Here is a 14,927-nt window from a genome sequence, read left to right on the forward strand (position 1 = left end):
GGGAGATTTGGCTATTGATATCCTGATTGCCGAGGACGAGCCGTCTATTCTGGAATCGCTGGACTTCATCCTTCGGCGTGCCGGATGGAGTATTAGCTCCGTGACCGATGGCGATGCGGTACTCGAAGGCGTGCGCCGCCTAAAACCGCGCATGCTGGTGCTCGATGTCATGCTGCCCAAGCGCAGCGGTTTTGACATACTGAAACACCTGCGGGCCGATGCGGACACGGAAAACCTGCCGGTACTCATCCTGACGGCCAAGGGCCAGCAGCAGGATCGACGCATTGCCGAAGAGCTTGGCGCCAACGGGTTTGTCACAAAACCCTATTCGAATGCCGAGGTGGTAGGCGCGGTGCGTCACCTGTTGGGCGAAGATGCCGGAGCGGCGTAAGATTGTCGGCGGCATGTTCCTGCTGACCACGGCAGGCTTGTTGCTGCTCGTGCCGCCACTGGTGCATCTGTTCAATCACGATTTTACCGTGCTCGGCGTACCGCAGATCGTTTTTTACCTGTTCGGTGTGTGGCTGGCGTTGATCGTCGGCACCGGTGTGCTGACGAGCCGGCTGCCTCGCGAGCGCTCGACCAATGGCGAGGAGGGTGAGGGCTAGATGCTATCGGCCGATTTCGTCATTGCGACCGCCGTGGCCTATGTCGGCCTGCTCTTCGTGCTGGCCTATTTCGGCGACCGGAGAGCCCGGGCCAAGCCGAAATCATGGCTCAACTCGCCGGCCGTCTATACGCTGTCGATTTCGGTCTATTGCACCAGTTGGACCTTTTACGGTGCCGTCGGAAATGCTGCCCGTAGTGGCTTGGAATTTCTAACGATTTACCTCGGCCCAACAATCGTTTTCGTTGGCTGGTATTTCCTGCTGCGGCGCCTCGTAAGGATCAGCCATCTCTATCGCATCACGTCGGTGGCCGATCTGTTGTCGTCGCGTTTCGGCAAGTCGAGCCGGCTCGGCGTGCTGGTCACCTGCATCGCCGTGATCGGTATCGCGCCCTATATTGCGCTGCAATTGAAGGCCGTCACCTCGTCCATCCAGGCCGTGGCCGGCTCCTCCGAATTCGGGCAAGGCAGCTTGAAGGGTATCGACGATGTCGGACTGGCACTCGGCGTCGCGGCCGGCATGGCCCTCTTCACGATCCTCTTCGGCACGCGGCACGTGGATGCCAAGGAGCAGCACCATGGCGTTGTGGCCGCTATCGCCTTCGAAGCCGTCGTAAAGCTGACGGCGCTGGTAGCGGTGGGCGTGTTCGTCGTCTTCATCGGCGGCGGGTTTGAGGGGATTTTCAGCCAGGCAGCGGCGAAAGGCATTGTCGTGGACACTTCAACCAGCTTCGACAGCCGCTGGCTGACAACGCTCGCGCTGTCCATTGCCGCCATTGTCTGCCTGCCGCGGCAATTTCAGGTGACGGTGGTCGAGAACTCCGACGAGAACCATCTGCGCATCGCTGGCTGGGCCTTTCCGGCCTACATGCTCTTGATGAGCATCTTCATCCTGCCCATTGCCATCTATGGGCTGACCGTGATGCCCGAGGGCTCGAATCCCGATATGTTCGCGCTGACCCTGCCGCTGGCGGCCGGACAAAACGGGCTGGCGCTCTTTGCCTTTATCGGCGGGTTCTCGTCGGCAACATCGATGATCATCCTCGAATCCATCGCGCTCTCGATCATGGTGTCGAACCACATCATCATGCCGCTCGTGCTGCGCTTCAGCCCGCCGCAATATGGGGACGGGCAGGGGGTGAGCCGCGTGCTGCTGGTGGCGCGGCGGTTCTCAATCATGCTCATCCTGTCGCTGGGTTTTTTCTACTTTTTCTTCACCCGCGATTCCGACGCCTTGGCGCCGATCGGGTTGATTTCCTTCACCGCCATTGCGCAGTTCTTCCCGGCCTTGCTGGCGGCCATTTTCTGGAAGGACGCCTCGCTGAAAGCCGTGTCCATGGCCATTCTCCTCGGTTTCATCACCTGGGCCTGGTGCTGCTTTCTGCCCTCGTTCGATTCCGTATCGCCCGCCGTTTCGCTGCTATTGCAGGAAGGCCCATGGGGTATTTCCTGGCTGCGGCCGGAGGCCATGTTCGGCCTCGAAGGCTGGGACCCGCTGGCCCATGCCGCGTTCTGGAGCCTCTCGGTCAATATTCTCACCCTGACCTTGGGCTCCTTGGTGACGACGCCGTCAGCGCTGGAGCGCATTCAGGCGAGTGCCTTCGTCGATGTGTTCCGCCGCCCCAATCTGCCGCAGCGCAATTTTGCCCCGGGTTCGGCGACCGCCAACGATCTCTATTTCGTGGCGGAGCGCGTATTGGGCGAGCAAAAGGCAGCGGCACTGTTCGAAGCGGCGGCGCGCGATAGCGGCGTCGATCCCATCGGCTTCGAGCCGACACCGGAATTCGTCGGACGGCTGGAGCGCGAGCTGGCTGGCTCCATCGGCGCGGCATCGGCTCATGTTATGCTCTCAAAAGTCGTCGCCGGCAGCGACGTGTCGCTCGAAGAGATGATGCAGATGGCCGACGAGACGCAGCAGGTCATCGTCTATTCGCAGGAGCTGGAAAAGACTTCGGCCGAGCTGCGGCTGACGGCGCAAAAACTCGAAGACGCCAATACTCAGCTGCGAGAACTCGACAGCCAGAAGGATGAATTTCTAAGTCAGGTGAGCCACGAAGTGCGCACGCCCATGACCTCCATTCGCTCCTTTTCGGAAATCCTGCTCGATGGTCATTCGCTGGACGACAAGCAGCGCCAGCGCTTCGTCTCGACCATCCATCAAGAGAGCCTGCGACTCACAAAACTGCTCGACGAAATCCTCGATCTCTCGGCGCTCGAGCGGGGCGAGCGCAATTGGCAGAGCGGGCCGGTCGATGCCGATGCGGCGCTCGACAGGGCCCTCTCGGTCTGCGATGCGCTCCTCAGCCAGAAAGGCATGCGCGTGGATCACGGCGAGCGCGCCGGACCCACCATGGTCGAGGGTGACCCGGACCGGCTGTGCCAGGTGTTCATCAATCTCATTTCCAACGCGGTGAAATATAACGATGCGGCAGAACCCGTCGTGCAGATCACCTCGGCGCTCCGGTCGGGCAATTTCGTCGTGGAAGTCGCTGATAATGGCCCCGGGATCAGCAAGGGCGAGCGCAAGCTGATCTTCGAAAAGTTCTCACGAGGGCAGCGGGGCGCCATCGATCAGACTGGGGCCGGCTTGGGGCTTGCCATCAGCCGCCAGATCGTCAAGCGCATGAAGGGCACGCTGGACCTCGCGCCAAGCCCGCTGCCCGGCGCCTGCTTCAGGCTGCGCCTGCCGGTGATCCGGGGCTAGCTCAGATACTTCCCTCGTCGGGAATGTTCAGGATATGCCCGCAGGCCTTGCAATGCACAGCGTCCGGCTCGTGCTTGGCGAGACCGCATTGCGGGCAGGGGAAATGCACCTTGGCCGGGCGGAAGATGAGTTGGGCGAGCCGCACGAAAAGCGAGATGCCCATCAGCATGACGGCGATGGAAACGAGCTTTCCGAAAGTGCCCGGCAGGGTGATGTCGCCGAAGCCCGTCGTCGTCATGGTGGTGACGGTGAAATAGAGCGCGTCGACATAGCCGACGATGCCGGAATCCTCGCTGACAAACGCGGTGTAGACAAAGCCGGTCACCACGAAGACGAAGACCAGCAGATTGATCACCGCCTGGATCGTTTCCTGATAGGCGCCGAGCCGGCGCTTGATCAGCGGCCGCCAGACGATGGTCGATTTGCTCAGCGTCCAGAGCCGCAGGATGCGGAGGAAGCCGAGGTTAAACAGCCAGGTCGGCGCCAGCAGGGTAATCAGGATGAAAATATCGATGATGACAGGCGGTTGGCGCAACCAGCGGGTGATGCTGGTCGACGCCAGCCCACGAGCGACGAGTTCGATGAAGACCACGGCCGCGATCGAGTAGTCGATCCAGAGGAAGTATTCGCGCCCCTTGATCAGGGGACTGGCGATGAAGAAGGCGATGATCGCGAGATCGACGATCAGCACTGCCGCTTGGAAGCGCAGGGCGAAAGGCGCCTGGGAGTGATAAAGGATGCGCAGCCTTTTGCGCAGCCGCGCGAACCAGCCCAGCTCGCCCGATTTATCAGTCGTTTTCGGGGTGGTGGTGGTCAGAGGCCAAGTCCTTGCAATGCGCCGCTTTCGCCGACTAATTCCCGAAAGTCGGGAAACGGGTTGGCTGCTGGGTCTGCGGGGAGCCCGAGCCGCCGCCCAGAGGGGAGAGGCTTCCAGGAACGCCCTGGTCCTGCGGCGGTTCGGCGCATTTTCCCGCGCCGCTGACACGGAACTGGCTCAGGAGCGGAGTCTGGAAGCGAGCATAGCGGAAGGCCGCGCTCAGTTCCGGATGGGTGGGATCGCGATGGTTGACCAATTGCGCCACGCTGGCATCGACCGTCCCGAGATCACATCGCGCTACCAGTTCCTGGCATTGGCCGGAGGTCGAGCAGAGGCGCACGGCACCTTCATAGAGCATGAGATCGGTGCGCGGGGGCCTGACGTTGAAATCGAATTTCGTGCCGCGCACGGCGATGGAAGCCGTCGGGGTATTGATCGAATAGGCCGATTTCGGGCTGTGGCCGGAAATGAAACGAAAACTGCCGGCCAGCGCATTGATGGCGAATTTGTCCGCAGTATTGCCGTTGAAGAGATAGGACTCGATTATGAGGGCACTGCCGGGGCCGACAACGAGCCGTGTCTGGTCGGAAAACACGATCTGCACCTGTCCCGAGGGGCCGGTAACCACCTGCTCCCCCAGGGAAATATCGGCGCCGACTGCCAATATTCGGTCGGTTCCCGAGAGCCGCGCCACGGCATCGGGATCGACGCCGACCGCCTGGCCTTCGGCCGAATGAGCGGCACCGGCAAGCAACATGCCGCTGCACAAGAGAATGGCCGCATTCAAGACAAGTCGACGCATGACGTTCTCCACGCCGGAACAACTTTCAAACACGCCGGGACTTCCCGCTATAGCTTACTATAGCAATCGGCGAACCTCTTGGAAACTTCCCGATCCAGCCTGAACGGGGCCTGAAGGTTGCTCGCGGGCAGATGTCGCGCTATGAGCAGCGCCACCCAAGCGTCGGCCGACCCGGCAGAAGGAAAACAATGAAGCTGGCATTCGTCATCCCCGCCTACAATGAAGAGGCGCTGATCGGGAAGTGCCTTGAATCGGTCGAGGCCGAGATCAAGCGCTCCGGCGTGCCGGCTGACGTGATCGTGGTCAATAACGCTTCCACCGACCGCACCGGGGAAATCGCCCGCAGCTTTGCCGGCGTACGCGTGGTCGATGAGCCCAAGAAGGGTCTCGTCAATGCCCGCGACGCCGGCTTTGCCGCCAGCGAAGGCTATGACCTGATCGCCAATATCGACAGCGATACCATCGTGCCGGAAGGCTGGCTGACGACGGTGATGCGGGAGTTCAACAAGGATTCCAAACTCGTCTGCCTCAGCGGCCCCTATATCTACTACGACATGGCGCTGCATAACCGCGCGCTGATCTCGGCCTTTTACGGCCTGACCTATCTCATCTACCTGCTCAACCGCTTCATTCTGCGCGTCGGCTCGGTGGTGCAGGGCGGCAATTTCGTTTTCAAGCGCGATGCCTGGGTCAAGGTTGGCGGCTATGACCGCTCCATCGAATTCTTCGGCGAAGACACCGACGTCGCCGTGCGCCTGTCGCGCGTCGGGGGGGTCAAGTGGACCTATGCTCTGAAGATGAAGACCTCCGGCCGTCGCCTCGAAAAGGAAGGCGTGTTCCAGACCGCTGCGACTTATACGCTCAATTTCTTCTGGGTCACCTTCCGCGGCAAACCGGCCACGATGGACTACAAGGACGTGCGCAAGGATTGATCTCCCGGTTTTCCGGTAGCTCTCCACATTTTTAGGAATCACCCATAGGATCGATTCTGGCCGCATGACGCGGCCGGGACGCTCTGTGCATGACGATTGTCTCGCATTTTCCCGTTGTATCGCAGGCCGAGGCCCGTTCGATGCTGCGGGCGCTTGCATTGGCGCCGGGACAGACCGTCGAAGGCAGGGTGCTTGGCCCCGGACAGGGTGGGGCAACCCTGGTCCAGATTGGCCGGCAGGCCATGTCCCTCACTTTGCCCAATGCTTTGCCGGTTGGTTCCCTGCTCACGCTTGGCGTGCAACAGGGCGAGGGTCATCTGCGGCTGGCGCTGATCGATAGCCGACCGCCGTCCTCCGTAGCGCCGCAGCAATTGCCGGCAACCAGCGTCGAGATTTCACAGCGCCCCGCTGTGCCGCAGGGGCCGCTCACCTATGGTCCGCCCGCGGGCGTGGCCGGCGCAACGCCCGGCGCCGCGGCGCCGCTGGCGGGAGCAACTGGACTTGCAGCAGGCATTGCGGCGCCTGTGGCCCCGTCAACTGCTGCGCCGGCACCGTCGGCGCAGGCCGGTGGCCCGATCATTGCTCCGCCGGGCGCTGCCGTTGCGCCATCCGGGCCCGCATTGCAGCGGCCGGGCGCGGCGCCCTATGGCATGGCGGGGCTCGGTGCGAACCCGACAGGCTCGCCGCCCGGTACCGTGCCAGCGCAGGGTGCATTGCCGGGTCCCCAGGCGGCAGCGCTGGCGCAAATGGTGCAGCAGGCCTTGCCGGGCCAAGGCAGTATCGGCGCGCTAACCGGCATGCTCGCCGCAGCCATCGGCCGCGCCGGCCTGCCCGAGCCGGTGCTGAAGGCCGCGCGGCAGATTCTCGACAACCAGTTGAGCACACGAGACGGCAAGATCGATGCCGGCGCGCTCAAATCCGCGCTGCGCAGTTCCGGCATTTTCCAGGAGGCGATGCTGGCGCAGGGATCTCCGGCGGCCGCCGGCGCCGACACCAAATCGGGGCTGCTTGCCATGCGACAGGGCCTTGCCCAATGGCTCGGCAACCAGCCGCAGATTGCTCAGATTTCACAGATTCCGCCGCCGCTGCGGCACGTCCTGCCGCGGGCAAAACTGCCCGAGGTGCCACTGCTCGACTTGCCCGACGAAGCAGAAGACCTCGGGCGCTTGCTGCTGGAGCGCACCGAAGGGGCGCTGTCGCGGGTGCGTCTCCATCAGCATGCCTCGCTGCCGGAGGCCCTGCGGGGCGGCGAGAGCCAATGGAACACGGACCTGCCGATTGCTCTCGGACAGCAGCAGGCCGTGCTGCAATTGCAGATCCACCACGATGGCGGGGGCGACGCCAATCGGCCCGAGGATCGTGGCTGGCAGGTGCGTTTTGCGGTCAATTTACCCGATCTGGGCGAGGTCGGCGCGCAGGTGTCGCTGCGAGGACAGACGACGGGCATCATGCTCTGGGCCGATCGCGATGAAACCGCCAAGGCGTTCTCGGACAATCTTGAGGAGCTGCGCGCCAGCCTTGAATCCGTCGGCCTCAAACCCGGCGCGCTCGTCGTCCGCGTCGGTGCCCCGAGAGAAATGCATGCTCCGGCTGCCGCCGGTCACTTTGTGGATGCGAAGCGATGACGGACGAGCCGAAAGTGACGCCGCTGGCCGTAGCGCTGCAATATGAGAAGGAAAGCGACCAGGCGCCGCGTATCGTCGCCAAGGGCAGGGGACTGATTGCCGAGCAGATCTTGGCCATCGCGACGGAAAACGACATCGTCATCGAGGCCAATCCGGTGCTGGCCGAGGCTTTGAGCCATGTCGAGGTGGACGATACCATTCCGGTCGAGCTCTATGAGGCGGTCGCGGCGGTGATCGGCTTCGTACTGCGACAGAGCCAGGCGACCGGCTGGAAGCCGGACGAACCCGAGCCACAGTGAAATCTATGTGACCGTCGCCTCGCGCCATTGCATCGCGGCCAAAGCCTCCCCATGTCCCAATGCAGACGAGGGAGACCAGTCATGATCAGACCCGAAGACGAACGCGCCATCGACGATCTGTTCGAGCGGCTGCACAATGTCGAACGCAATAGCGCCCCGCGCGATGTCGACGCCGAGCGGCTTATCCGCCACCGTCTCTCCGAAAATCCGGCTGCCGCCTACTATATGGCGCAGACGATCATCGTGCAGGAAGCCGCCTTGCGCGAGGCTCAGGAGCGCATCGAAGCGCTGGAAGCCCGGCAGGGACAAGGCGGCTTTCTCGGCGGAATTTTTGGAAATGACCGGCCAACGCCGCCTCGCGCGCCGCAGCGCGGTCCGTGGGGCCAGAGTTCCCATGAAGACGAATCCTATGATCGGCGGCGGTCGGCAGGTGGAGGCGGCTTTCTGGCCGGTGCGGCGCAGACGGCACTTGGCGTAACCGGGGGGCTACTGCTCGGCAGCGCTCTTGCCGGCCTTTTCACTGGCGATGCGCATGCGGCCGAAGCCGACGTGCCGCCTGAGCCAGCGCCGGAAGATCCCGGCATCGATGATGGTGGCGGCGATTGGGGCAGCGATTTCGATATCGGCGGCGACTTCTAGCGGGTTCGCTTTTCGTAGAATTCGTTGCCGCCGGCTTCGAGCACGTAAAACATGTTGTCGTAGGGGAAACGCAGGCCGGCCGTATGGAAATGCTGCGCATTCTGGACACCCGGGTGACGCGCGCCGCGCAGAACCTGATCGGCAACCTGCGAAGCCAGCACAGCGCCGCTATCGGTCATCGGCTTGGTGAGAACGCCCTGGGCGAACTGGTTTTTCTGGCCGACGACGCCGCAGACGCTCTTGGGATAACGCGAGTCGTAAAGGCGATTCATCACCACGGTGCCGACGGCAAGCATGCCGTCGGGGCTCGAGCGGTTGGATTCGAAATACATGGCCCGCATCATGCATTCCTTGTCGCTCATCTGCGCCATGCCGAAATTAATGCCGAGGAAGCTGCAGCCGGCGAGGCTGGTGGCGACGACGGCAAGGGCCGAGATTTTGAGGGCGAGGCGGGCGAGTTGGGCCACGGTGCATCTCCGGAGTGTTGCCGAGTTGCGGCTTGGTCCGAAAATGCGCCGACAGCCTTAAGGAAGACCTCAGAAGGAGGGTTAAGAGATTGCTAGCGCCGACGAGCGATGAGACTGGCCAGCAGAACGGCCGTTCCGAGGACCGCAATGACCGGCACGGGATCGCGCTGCACGGCGCGAGCACCCTGGACCGCCTTGCGGCTGGCAACGCCGGCGAGCCAGGCGCCCTGGCGCGCCGCATCGTGACCCCAATCGGAAAGGGTATCGCCGAGATCGCCCGCTACGTCGCCGGCATTGTGCGACAAAGTGCGGCTGAGATGCCTGGTCTGGCGGCGCAATTCGCCGATCTGGGCGGCAAGGGCGTCAAGCGGATCGTGTTGACGGCGGCGGTTCGTGAACAAATCTTCAAGATGCATGGGTTACTCCCTGATTATGGGCGCAACGCCATTGGCCGGACACAAGTTCCGTACACAATCAATGACTTCGACCCCGCGACCCGGGGCCGAGAGCTAGGGAGCCGGATGGTTTCGACATGACGAGCAAGCACGCCCAACGTCTCAATCGACTGTTCGACAAGCTCGAGCGCAGGATTCCGCGCACTGCCGGCGGCTGGCTGGCACGCCTGCGCCGGCCGGAAGCGCGCTGGATCCGCATCCCGCTCGGCATTCTGTTGGTACTCGGCGGTATTTTCAGCTTCCTGCCGGTCCTCGGCATCTGGATGCTGCCGCTGGGCCTTTTGCTGCTGGCCCTCGATCTCATCTTCCTGCAAAGCCCGGTGAACCTGGCTATCGTGCGCGGCAGCCGCAAGTGGACGACCTGGCAGCGCAAGCGCCGCGATCGCAAGAACGCGCCTAAGGCGTGAGGTCGATTTCGCCCGAAGCATAGGCCGCTTCGACAATATCCACGGCCGCGGCAAGCCGCTCGTCGATAATGTGCAGGTATTGCGTCCAGTCTTCGATGCGGCTGACCGTTTCGGCGCCATCGGAAATGCCGCGCAGGCCGAGCAGCGGTACGCCAAAACCCTGGCAGGCGCGCTTGACGGCAAAGGTTTCCATGTCGACCATGTCTTCGGCAATGGCGTCATAGGCCTTGCCGGTCACGACATTGCCTCCAGTCGAAAGGGTGGCGGGCAAGAGACCGGCGATGGACGGTACGAGGTCAAGCGTCGGCGGCAGGTCTGTCAGGGGCGTCACGCCGCGCGGAAAGCCCAGAGCCGAAGCGTCCATATCGCGATAGGACACTGATATCGCCTGATAGACACCGAGCTGCTCCAGCCGGTTGGAACCGCCTGAACCGAGGCAGACGACCAGCTTTGGCAAGCTGTCGCGCCGCTCCATCAGTGCTCTTGTGGCGGAAACCGCCGCCTCGACCGGGCCAATGCCGATCATGACGGGCTGGATGCGGGCGGCCAGATGCGGGCCGAATTCGGCTTTGGCAGCCATGAGATAGAGAATGGTCATGCTTCAAACTAGCATGGCTGCCATGCCGCTCAAGTACTGGTCGTTACCGGTTATGTAACGGAATGATGACATATTGAACCATGCTCCCGGCGTTTGGGGAGCGGGAAGGCAGGCGTATCGTGCGGTTCGCAGTCATCAATGGGTCACGGGAGTGGACGGAAGCGGCGCCCGAAAGGGTCATGCCACGGCAGGCCGTCGAGGTCGAAGACGTGCAGTACGAAGCGCGTCGTCGTCTGAAATCGCTCAAGATCGAAGAATGGCGCGTCCGCGAATTCGTTACCGGCACCCCGGTTCCCGACAATATCCGCCACCTTGCCCTGCAGATCGAATACGCCGCCCAGGCCATCGGCCGGCTGTCGCCGATTCCAGCCGATTATGCCGACGACGTCTACTGGCCGCGCGTCTGGTAAAGAAAAGCAGGAGCGGCGGCGGGCCACTCCTGCTGCCATTTCCGTCCCGACAACCTGATCAAGCTCAAGCCGCGACCTTCTTGGCGCGCGGTGCGGCCCGTTTCCGCGGCGGCTTGATGGTCTTGGCGGCATCAGCCGCGATTTCGGACACGGCTTTGAACCAGTAGGTCTGGTCCATACCTTCGGGACGACCATCGGCCTCCCACAGATGATAGGCGCGGCGCTGGATTTCGTCCTGCATGGTGCTCTCCACTTCAAGCGTAACCAGAAGCGAGCGTGAGGGGTTTTGGTTAATACCCTGTTACGCGAGGCAAACGCTTGAGATCGCTGTGAGACTGACAATGCAGGGGAGGAGAATCGGGGCGGGCGACAGTGGTGATCTCGACGGGATTCGAACCCATGGCCTTCGGATTAGGAATCCGACGCTCTATCCTGCTGAGCTACGAGACCAGCCGGGATTGGACCTACCAGCCAAGGCCATAACATGCAAGATGGCCGCCCCGAGGATGCTGATTTGACCAAGACTGATCCATTTATTTTCTATCCCGATTTGAGGCTGAACGATTCGGCCTCCGCGCGGCCGGTTGACGCCGATTTGCTCGATACCGGTCGTCGGCTGCTGGCTGCCGCCGAGGAAGCGCGAGCGTATGGGCTTGCCGCCGTTCATATCGGTATCGTGGCGCCTGTCGCCGTGGTCAGCCTCGGCGATCCCTCAACGCGCGACTATCGCGTACTCTACAATCCGCGGATTCTCTCGACCGAGGGGCCGCAGGAGGCCGGGCCGGAAGGCTCCGTTTCCATGCCCGGCATCGAGGTCGATGTGCTGCGCGCCCATTCGGCAGTAATCGCCTTCGATGAAGAGACGGGGCAGGGGCGGGAACTCGCCCTTTCGGGCTTTGCCGCCCGGGTCGCTCAGCACGAGATCGATCAGGTCAACGGCGTGTTCTTCCTCGCCAAGATCTCGCGGCTGAAGCGAGTGGCGGCCATTCGGCGGTTTGCCAAGCTCGGCCGCCGCTGACGCAGAGGTTGATCCTCCGGCCTCGCTCCGCTAAACGGGGCGCACTTTCGAAAAGGAACTTTTGATGCGCGCGGAAATTGAAAAGGCCGTTGCCGAAATCGAGCAGGTGCTTACCCTGCTGAGGAGGCATCTTTGACTGGGATACTGCACAACTCCGTCTCGATGCGCTAACGGCGCAAACTGAATCTCCCGAATTCTGGAATGACCCGGAAAAGGCCCGCGTGATCATGCGCGAGCGCGACGAACTCGATGTCGCGGTGAAAGCCGTGCGCGAGTTTGAATCCGGCATTTCCGACAATATCGAACTGATCGAGCTCGGCGAAGCCGAGGGCGATGCCGATATCGTACGCGATGCCGAGAACGCACTGCTCGAACTGAAGCAGGCGGCCCGCCGCCAGCAGATCGAAACGCTGCTCTCCGGCGAAGTCGACGGCAACGACTGCTATGTCGAAATCCACTCCGGCGCCGGCGGCACCGAGAGCCAGGATTGGGCCAACATGCTCCTGCGCATGTATACCCGCTGGGCCGAGCGTAGGAAGTTCAAGGTCGACGTGCTCGAAATGCACGACGGCGAAGAAGCCGGCATCAAGTCCGCGACCATCCAGATCAAGGGCCACAATGCCTACGGGTGGCTCAAGACCGAAAGCGGCGTGCATCGCCTCGTCCGCATCAGCCCCTATGACTCGGCCGCGCGTCGCCACACCAGCTTTTCGAGCTGCTGGGTCTATCCGGTGGTCGATGATTCCATCGAGATCGAGATCCGCGAAGCCGACCTCAAGGTCGACACCTATCGCGCTTCGGGCGCCGGCGGTCAGCACGTGAACACCACGGACTCGGCCATCCGCATCACCCACGTGCCTTCGGGCATCATTGTGGCGTGTCAGCAGGAACGCAGCCAGCACAAGAACCGTGCGACAGCTATGGCCATGCTGAAATCCCGTCTCTACGAGATGGAACTGCAGAAGCGCGAAGAGGCGGCAAACGCCCAGGCGGCCAACAAGACCGATATCGGCTGGGGCCACCAGATCCGTTCCTATGTCCTGCAGCCCTATCAGATGGTGAAGGACCTGCGGACCGGCGTGGAAAGCGGCCAGCCTTCCGTCGTGCTCGATGGCGATCTCGACGAGTTCATGGAAGCCGCCTTGGCGCAGCGCGTGGGCGTGGCAACGGACGTCGAGGCAGACTAAGTCTCGCCAGCCACACTCGTGCCCCCCCCTCCCAACCTCCCCCATCAAGGGGGAGGTGCCGTATCGAGTTTGGGGGCACTATCTTGCCAGACACTCAATCCCTTCACCTCCCCCTTGATGGGGGAGGCAGGGCGGGGGTGGAGCGGCAAACTCGAACGGTGAAGTTACCCGATCACCGCACCCAATCTCTTCCCAGCATCCAGAAACGCCTTGGGATTGATCGCCTCGTCGGATTTCCGAATTTCAAAGTGCAGATGCGGCCCAGTCGATCGACCGGTCGACCCCACCTTGGCGATGGGCGTGCCAGTGTTCACCGCCTGACCCTCCCGGGCCAGATAGCCGCTCAAATGGGCGTAGCGGGTGACGAGACCGTTGTCGTGCGTCACTTCCACCACCATGCCATAGCCGGACTTGGTACCGACATAGGTCACGACACCGGCCGCGGCGCTCATCACGGTCGTACCGCTCGGCGCGGCAAAGTCCATGCCTGAGTGAAAGGCGCGACCACCCGTAAACGGGTCCTTGCGATTGCCGAAATTGGAACTCTGCCGGAAATTGCCTGAAATCGGCATGTGCACTGGCGCCGTATCAAGGCTTTCGCGCGCCGCCTTGTAGCGCAGCAACGCCGACATGACGGCATTGGCGTCGTCGAGCATCGGTGTGCCATTGAGTTCGTCCGTCGCAGGCAGCAGCGGGCCGCCCATGGCATCCGCTTCCGGATCGGGGAGGGCGAAAGGAATGCCCAATTGGCGCATTTCCGTGGCGATTTCATCGGCGCGCGTCGAGGCAACCGCGGCGATGCCGTGCATCGCCATCTGCGTTTCACCCATCATACGCTCTAGGCTGAGCGCCGTGGCGTCGACATCGGGATTGCCCGTCATGCTGGCGATAGGCAGGGTCGGGGCCATATCGACGCTTGGCAGGTCGGTCGCGGCGATCCCCAGGGAATCGGCCTTTTCGACCAGCACCTTGACGAGCTGGTGCTGCTCCAGCAGCACTTCCTGCTGCTGGGAGAGCTCTTGCAATTGTAGGTTGATATCGCCGGCCTGCGCAAAACTACGCGAATGCAGACGGTCGATCTCGACCCGCATCTGGGCGATCCGGTCCTCATAGGCGCCGATCACTTCGTCGGTGCGACCATTGAGCAGCCGGGCGATGTCGGGAGAGAGATAGAGAGCCGTGCCGGCGAAGACGTTGCCGGCAAAGAGCAGCGCGAACATGCCGTAGAAAATGCCGGGATGAACACCCCGCATCGGCGGCTTGCCCTGGCGCTTGTGGTCTGTGAACCCGGCCTTGGTGACCACCTTGCTTTCCTCACGCTGCGAACACTTATGGTAAGCAGACTATGAGTGAGCATGGTTAAGAAAAACCGAAAGTCTTGAGGCGCTTCAGGAGGCAGGCCCCAGTTCCTGGAGCGCAGTCAGCATCTTGGCGGCATGGCCCTTGATGCGGGTTGCGCGGATCACGCGCTCAACCTTGCCATCGGCGCCGATGATGAAGCTGGTGCGGATAAGGCCCATGAACTCGCGGCCATAGAGTTTCTTCAGCTGCCAAAGGCCAAAACCCTCGATGGCAATGTGCTCCGGGTCTGCAGCCAGCGGGACTTTCAGTCCATACTTGGCCCGGAACTTCTGGTGGCTGGCAATATCGTCGGGCGAGATGCCGACCAGCACGGCGCCAAGCGCGGCAAATTCCGGCGAAAGGTCTGAGAATTCGATGTTTTCGTCGGTGCAGCCGCCGGAATCGTCTTCTGGATAAAAGTAGATCACCACCCGTTTGCCGCGCTGTGCAGACAGGGTGAAGCTGCTGCCATCGTCACGGGGCAGGGTGAAGTCTGGAGCGGGATCGCCCGGTTTCAAATGCGTCATGATCGACTCGCCTTTGGAAGCAAATGATTAGAGGGTGTCAGCGCCACAATCCAGCCGGTATCATTGGGCATTGCAGCCCGGCTGGCGGATGA

The 14,927-nt window shown here is 62.3% G+C and carries 18 protein-coding genes, 1 tRNA gene and 1 pseudogene; 11 read left to right on the plus strand and 9 right to left on the minus strand.

Annotation, left to right across the window (positions count from 1 at the left end; all coding sequences use genetic code 11):
• Positions 1-7 precede the first annotated feature (7 nt).
• The 3 genes from J7557_RS04210 to J7557_RS04220 are packed head-to-tail and all read left to right on the plus strand — an operon-like array spanning position 8 to position 3,311.
• Positions 8-391, plus strand: a complete 384-nt coding sequence (locus J7557_RS04210) for a response regulator (RefSeq protein ID WP_291417608.1) — start codon at positions 8-10, stop codon at positions 389-391.
• Positions 375-608: a hypothetical protein gene (locus J7557_RS04215; protein ID WP_291417610.1), complete on the plus strand. Its 234-nt coding sequence runs from the start codon at positions 375-377 to the stop codon at positions 606-608. The genes J7557_RS04210 and J7557_RS04215 overlap by 17 nt, the downstream gene beginning before the upstream one ends.
• Positions 609-3,311, plus strand: a complete 2,703-nt coding sequence (locus J7557_RS04220; protein WP_291417612.1) for a sensor histidine kinase — start codon at positions 609-611, stop codon at positions 3,309-3,311.
• 1 nt (position 3,312) lies between these two features.
• On the opposite strand, the gene J7557_RS04225 is transcribed toward J7557_RS04220, so the two are convergent.
• Together J7557_RS04225 and J7557_RS04230 are read right to left on the minus strand one after the other, a co-directional pair.
• A complete protein-coding gene (locus J7557_RS04225; protein WP_291418297.1) occupies positions 3,313-4,086 on the minus strand; it encodes an ion channel in 774 nt (257 codons plus the stop codon).
• 76 nt (positions 4,087-4,162) lie between these two features.
• Positions 4,163-4,930, minus strand: a complete 768-nt coding sequence (locus J7557_RS04230; RefSeq protein ID WP_291417614.1) for a FecR family protein — start codon at positions 4,928-4,930, stop codon at positions 4,163-4,165.
• A 188-nt stretch (positions 4,931-5,118) separates the two neighbouring features.
• Between J7557_RS04230 and J7557_RS04235 the strand changes: the two genes are divergently transcribed.
• From J7557_RS04235 to J7557_RS04250, 4 genes are all read left to right on the plus strand, one after another.
• On the plus strand, positions 5,119-5,862 hold the full coding sequence (locus J7557_RS04235) for a glycosyltransferase family 2 protein (protein WP_291417616.1): 744 nt from the start codon (positions 5,119-5,121) through the stop codon (positions 5,860-5,862).
• Positions 5,863-5,951: 89 nt separating this feature from the next.
• Positions 5,952-7,487, plus strand: coding sequence for a flagellar hook-length control protein FliK (locus J7557_RS04240; protein WP_291417618.1), 1,536 nt, complete (start codon positions 5,952-5,954; stop codon positions 7,485-7,487).
• Positions 7,484-7,786: an EscU/YscU/HrcU family type III secretion system export apparatus switch protein gene (locus tag J7557_RS04245; RefSeq protein ID WP_291417620.1), complete on the plus strand. Its 303-nt coding sequence runs from the start codon at positions 7,484-7,486 to the stop codon at positions 7,784-7,786. The genes J7557_RS04240 and J7557_RS04245 overlap by 4 nt, the downstream gene beginning before the upstream one ends.
• 81 nt (positions 7,787-7,867) lie before the next feature.
• Positions 7,868-8,425 (plus strand): DUF2076 domain-containing protein, encoded by a 558-nt coding sequence (locus tag J7557_RS04250; protein ID WP_291417622.1) that lies wholly within the window; start codon positions 7,868-7,870, stop codon positions 8,423-8,425.
• Here J7557_RS04250 and J7557_RS04255 read toward each other — a convergent pair.
• Together J7557_RS04255 and J7557_RS04260 are read right to left on the minus strand one after the other, a co-directional pair.
• Positions 8,425-8,781 (minus strand): annotated as a pseudogene (locus J7557_RS04255) (cell wall hydrolase); the annotation flags it as partial. The gene J7557_RS04250 and the pseudogene J7557_RS04255 sit on opposite strands and share 1 nt — an antisense overlap.
• A 203-nt stretch (positions 8,782-8,984) precedes the next feature.
• Positions 8,985-9,308 carry a hypothetical protein gene (locus tag J7557_RS04260; RefSeq protein WP_291417625.1) on the minus strand — a complete coding sequence of 108 codons (324 nt, stop codon included), beginning with the start codon at positions 9,306-9,308 and terminating at the stop codon, positions 8,985-8,987.
• Between the two features lie 116 nt (positions 9,309-9,424).
• Between J7557_RS04260 and J7557_RS04265 the strand changes: the two genes are divergently transcribed.
• Positions 9,425-9,754, plus strand: coding sequence for a hypothetical protein (locus J7557_RS04265; RefSeq protein WP_291417627.1), 330 nt, complete (start codon positions 9,425-9,427; stop codon positions 9,752-9,754).
• Here the strand turns inward: J7557_RS04265 and J7557_RS04270 are convergent.
• A complete protein-coding gene (locus J7557_RS04270) occupies positions 9,744-10,352 on the minus strand; it encodes a 5'-methylthioadenosine/S-adenosylhomocysteine nucleosidase (RefSeq protein ID WP_291417629.1) in 609 nt (202 codons plus the stop codon). The two genes, J7557_RS04265 and J7557_RS04270, sit on opposite strands and share 11 nt — an antisense overlap.
• 179 nt (positions 10,353-10,531) lie before the next feature.
• Here J7557_RS04270 and J7557_RS04275 point away from each other — a divergent pair, with 179 nt between their 5' ends.
• The gene (locus J7557_RS04275; RefSeq protein ID WP_291417631.1) at positions 10,532-10,762 is read left to right on the plus strand and encodes a hypothetical protein; all 231 of its coding nucleotides are present in this window, start codon (positions 10,532-10,534) and stop codon (positions 10,760-10,762) included.
• Between the two features lie 64 nt (positions 10,763-10,826).
• On the opposite strand, the gene J7557_RS04280 is transcribed toward J7557_RS04275, so the two are convergent.
• Both J7557_RS04280 and J7557_RS04285 read right to left on the minus strand, forming a co-directional pair.
• The gene (locus J7557_RS04280; RefSeq protein WP_084587415.1) at positions 10,827-11,003 is read right to left on the minus strand and encodes a DUF2934 domain-containing protein; all 177 of its coding nucleotides are present in this window, start codon (positions 11,001-11,003) and stop codon (positions 10,827-10,829) included.
• A gap of 132 nt (positions 11,004-11,135) precedes the next feature.
• Positions 11,136-11,212 (minus strand) — tRNA-Arg (locus J7557_RS04285).
• Positions 11,213-11,276: 64 nt separating this feature from the next.
• On the opposite strand from J7557_RS04285, the gene J7557_RS04290 reads away from it, so the two are divergent.
• Both J7557_RS04290 and prfB read left to right on the plus strand, forming a co-directional pair.
• A complete protein-coding gene (locus J7557_RS04290) occupies positions 11,277-11,780 on the plus strand; it encodes a peptide deformylase (RefSeq protein ID WP_291417636.1) in 504 nt (167 codons plus the stop codon).
• Positions 11,781-11,844: 64 nt separating this feature from the next.
• A protein-coding gene (prfB, locus tag J7557_RS04295) for a peptide chain release factor 2 (protein WP_291417638.1) occupies positions 11,845-12,967 on the plus strand; the annotation gives its coding sequence in 2 pieces (ribosomal slippage) (positions 11,845-11,913 and positions 11,915-12,967; 1,122 coding nt in all).
• A gap of 164 nt (positions 12,968-13,131) precedes the next feature.
• Here the strand turns inward: prfB and J7557_RS04300 are convergent.
• Both J7557_RS04300 and J7557_RS04305 read right to left on the minus strand, forming a co-directional pair.
• Positions 13,132-14,271 carry a M23 family metallopeptidase gene (locus J7557_RS04300; RefSeq protein WP_291417640.1) on the minus strand — a complete coding sequence of 380 codons (1,140 nt, stop codon included), beginning with the start codon at positions 14,269-14,271 and terminating at the stop codon, positions 13,132-13,134.
• Between the two features lie 84 nt (positions 14,272-14,355).
• Positions 14,356-14,835, minus strand: coding sequence for a peroxiredoxin (locus J7557_RS04305; protein ID WP_291417642.1), 480 nt, complete (start codon positions 14,833-14,835; stop codon positions 14,356-14,358).
• Between the last annotated feature and the right edge of the window lie 92 nt (positions 14,836-14,927).

This window comes from Devosia sp. (genome assembly GCF_017744655.1).
Classification (GTDB): domain Bacteria; phylum Pseudomonadota; class Alphaproteobacteria; order Rhizobiales; family Devosiaceae; genus Devosia.

Excerpts from the sequence above, each read along its gene's own strand:
- J7557_RS04215 (WP_291417610.1), top strand. The coding sequence starts at position 375 with ATGCCGGAGCGGCGTAAGATTGTCGGCGGCATGTTCCTGCTGACCACG.
- J7557_RS04220 (WP_291417612.1), top strand. The coding sequence starts at position 609 with ATGCTATCGGCCGATTTCGTCATTGCGACCGCCGTGGCCTATGTCGGC.
- J7557_RS04230 (WP_291417614.1), bottom strand. The coding sequence starts at position 4,930 with ATGCGTCGACTTGTCTTGAATGCGGCCATTCTCTTGTGCAGCGGCATG.
- J7557_RS04235 (WP_291417616.1), top strand. The coding sequence starts at position 5,119 with ATGAAGCTGGCATTCGTCATCCCCGCCTACAATGAAGAGGCGCTGATC.
- J7557_RS04240 (WP_291417618.1), top strand. The coding sequence starts at position 5,952 with ATGACGATTGTCTCGCATTTTCCCGTTGTATCGCAGGCCGAGGCCCGT.
- J7557_RS04245 (WP_291417620.1), top strand. The coding sequence starts at position 7,484 with ATGACGGACGAGCCGAAAGTGACGCCGCTGGCCGTAGCGCTGCAATAT.
- J7557_RS04250 (WP_291417622.1), top strand. The coding sequence starts at position 7,868 with ATGATCAGACCCGAAGACGAACGCGCCATCGACGATCTGTTCGAGCGG.
- J7557_RS04260 (WP_291417625.1), bottom strand. The coding sequence starts at position 9,308 with ATGCATCTTGAAGATTTGTTCACGAACCGCCGCCGTCAACACGATCCG.
- J7557_RS04265 (WP_291417627.1), top strand. The coding sequence starts at position 9,425 with ATGACGAGCAAGCACGCCCAACGTCTCAATCGACTGTTCGACAAGCTC.
- J7557_RS04270 (WP_291417629.1), bottom strand. The coding sequence starts at position 10,352 with ATGACCATTCTCTATCTCATGGCTGCCAAAGCCGAATTCGGCCCGCAT.
- J7557_RS04275 (WP_291417631.1), top strand. The coding sequence starts at position 10,532 with ATGCCACGGCAGGCCGTCGAGGTCGAAGACGTGCAGTACGAAGCGCGT.
- J7557_RS04280 (WP_084587415.1), bottom strand. The coding sequence starts at position 11,003 with ATGCAGGACGAAATCCAGCGCCGCGCCTATCATCTGTGGGAGGCCGAT.
- J7557_RS04305 (WP_291417642.1), bottom strand. The coding sequence starts at position 14,835 with ATGACGCATTTGAAACCGGGCGATCCCGCTCCAGACTTCACCCTGCCC.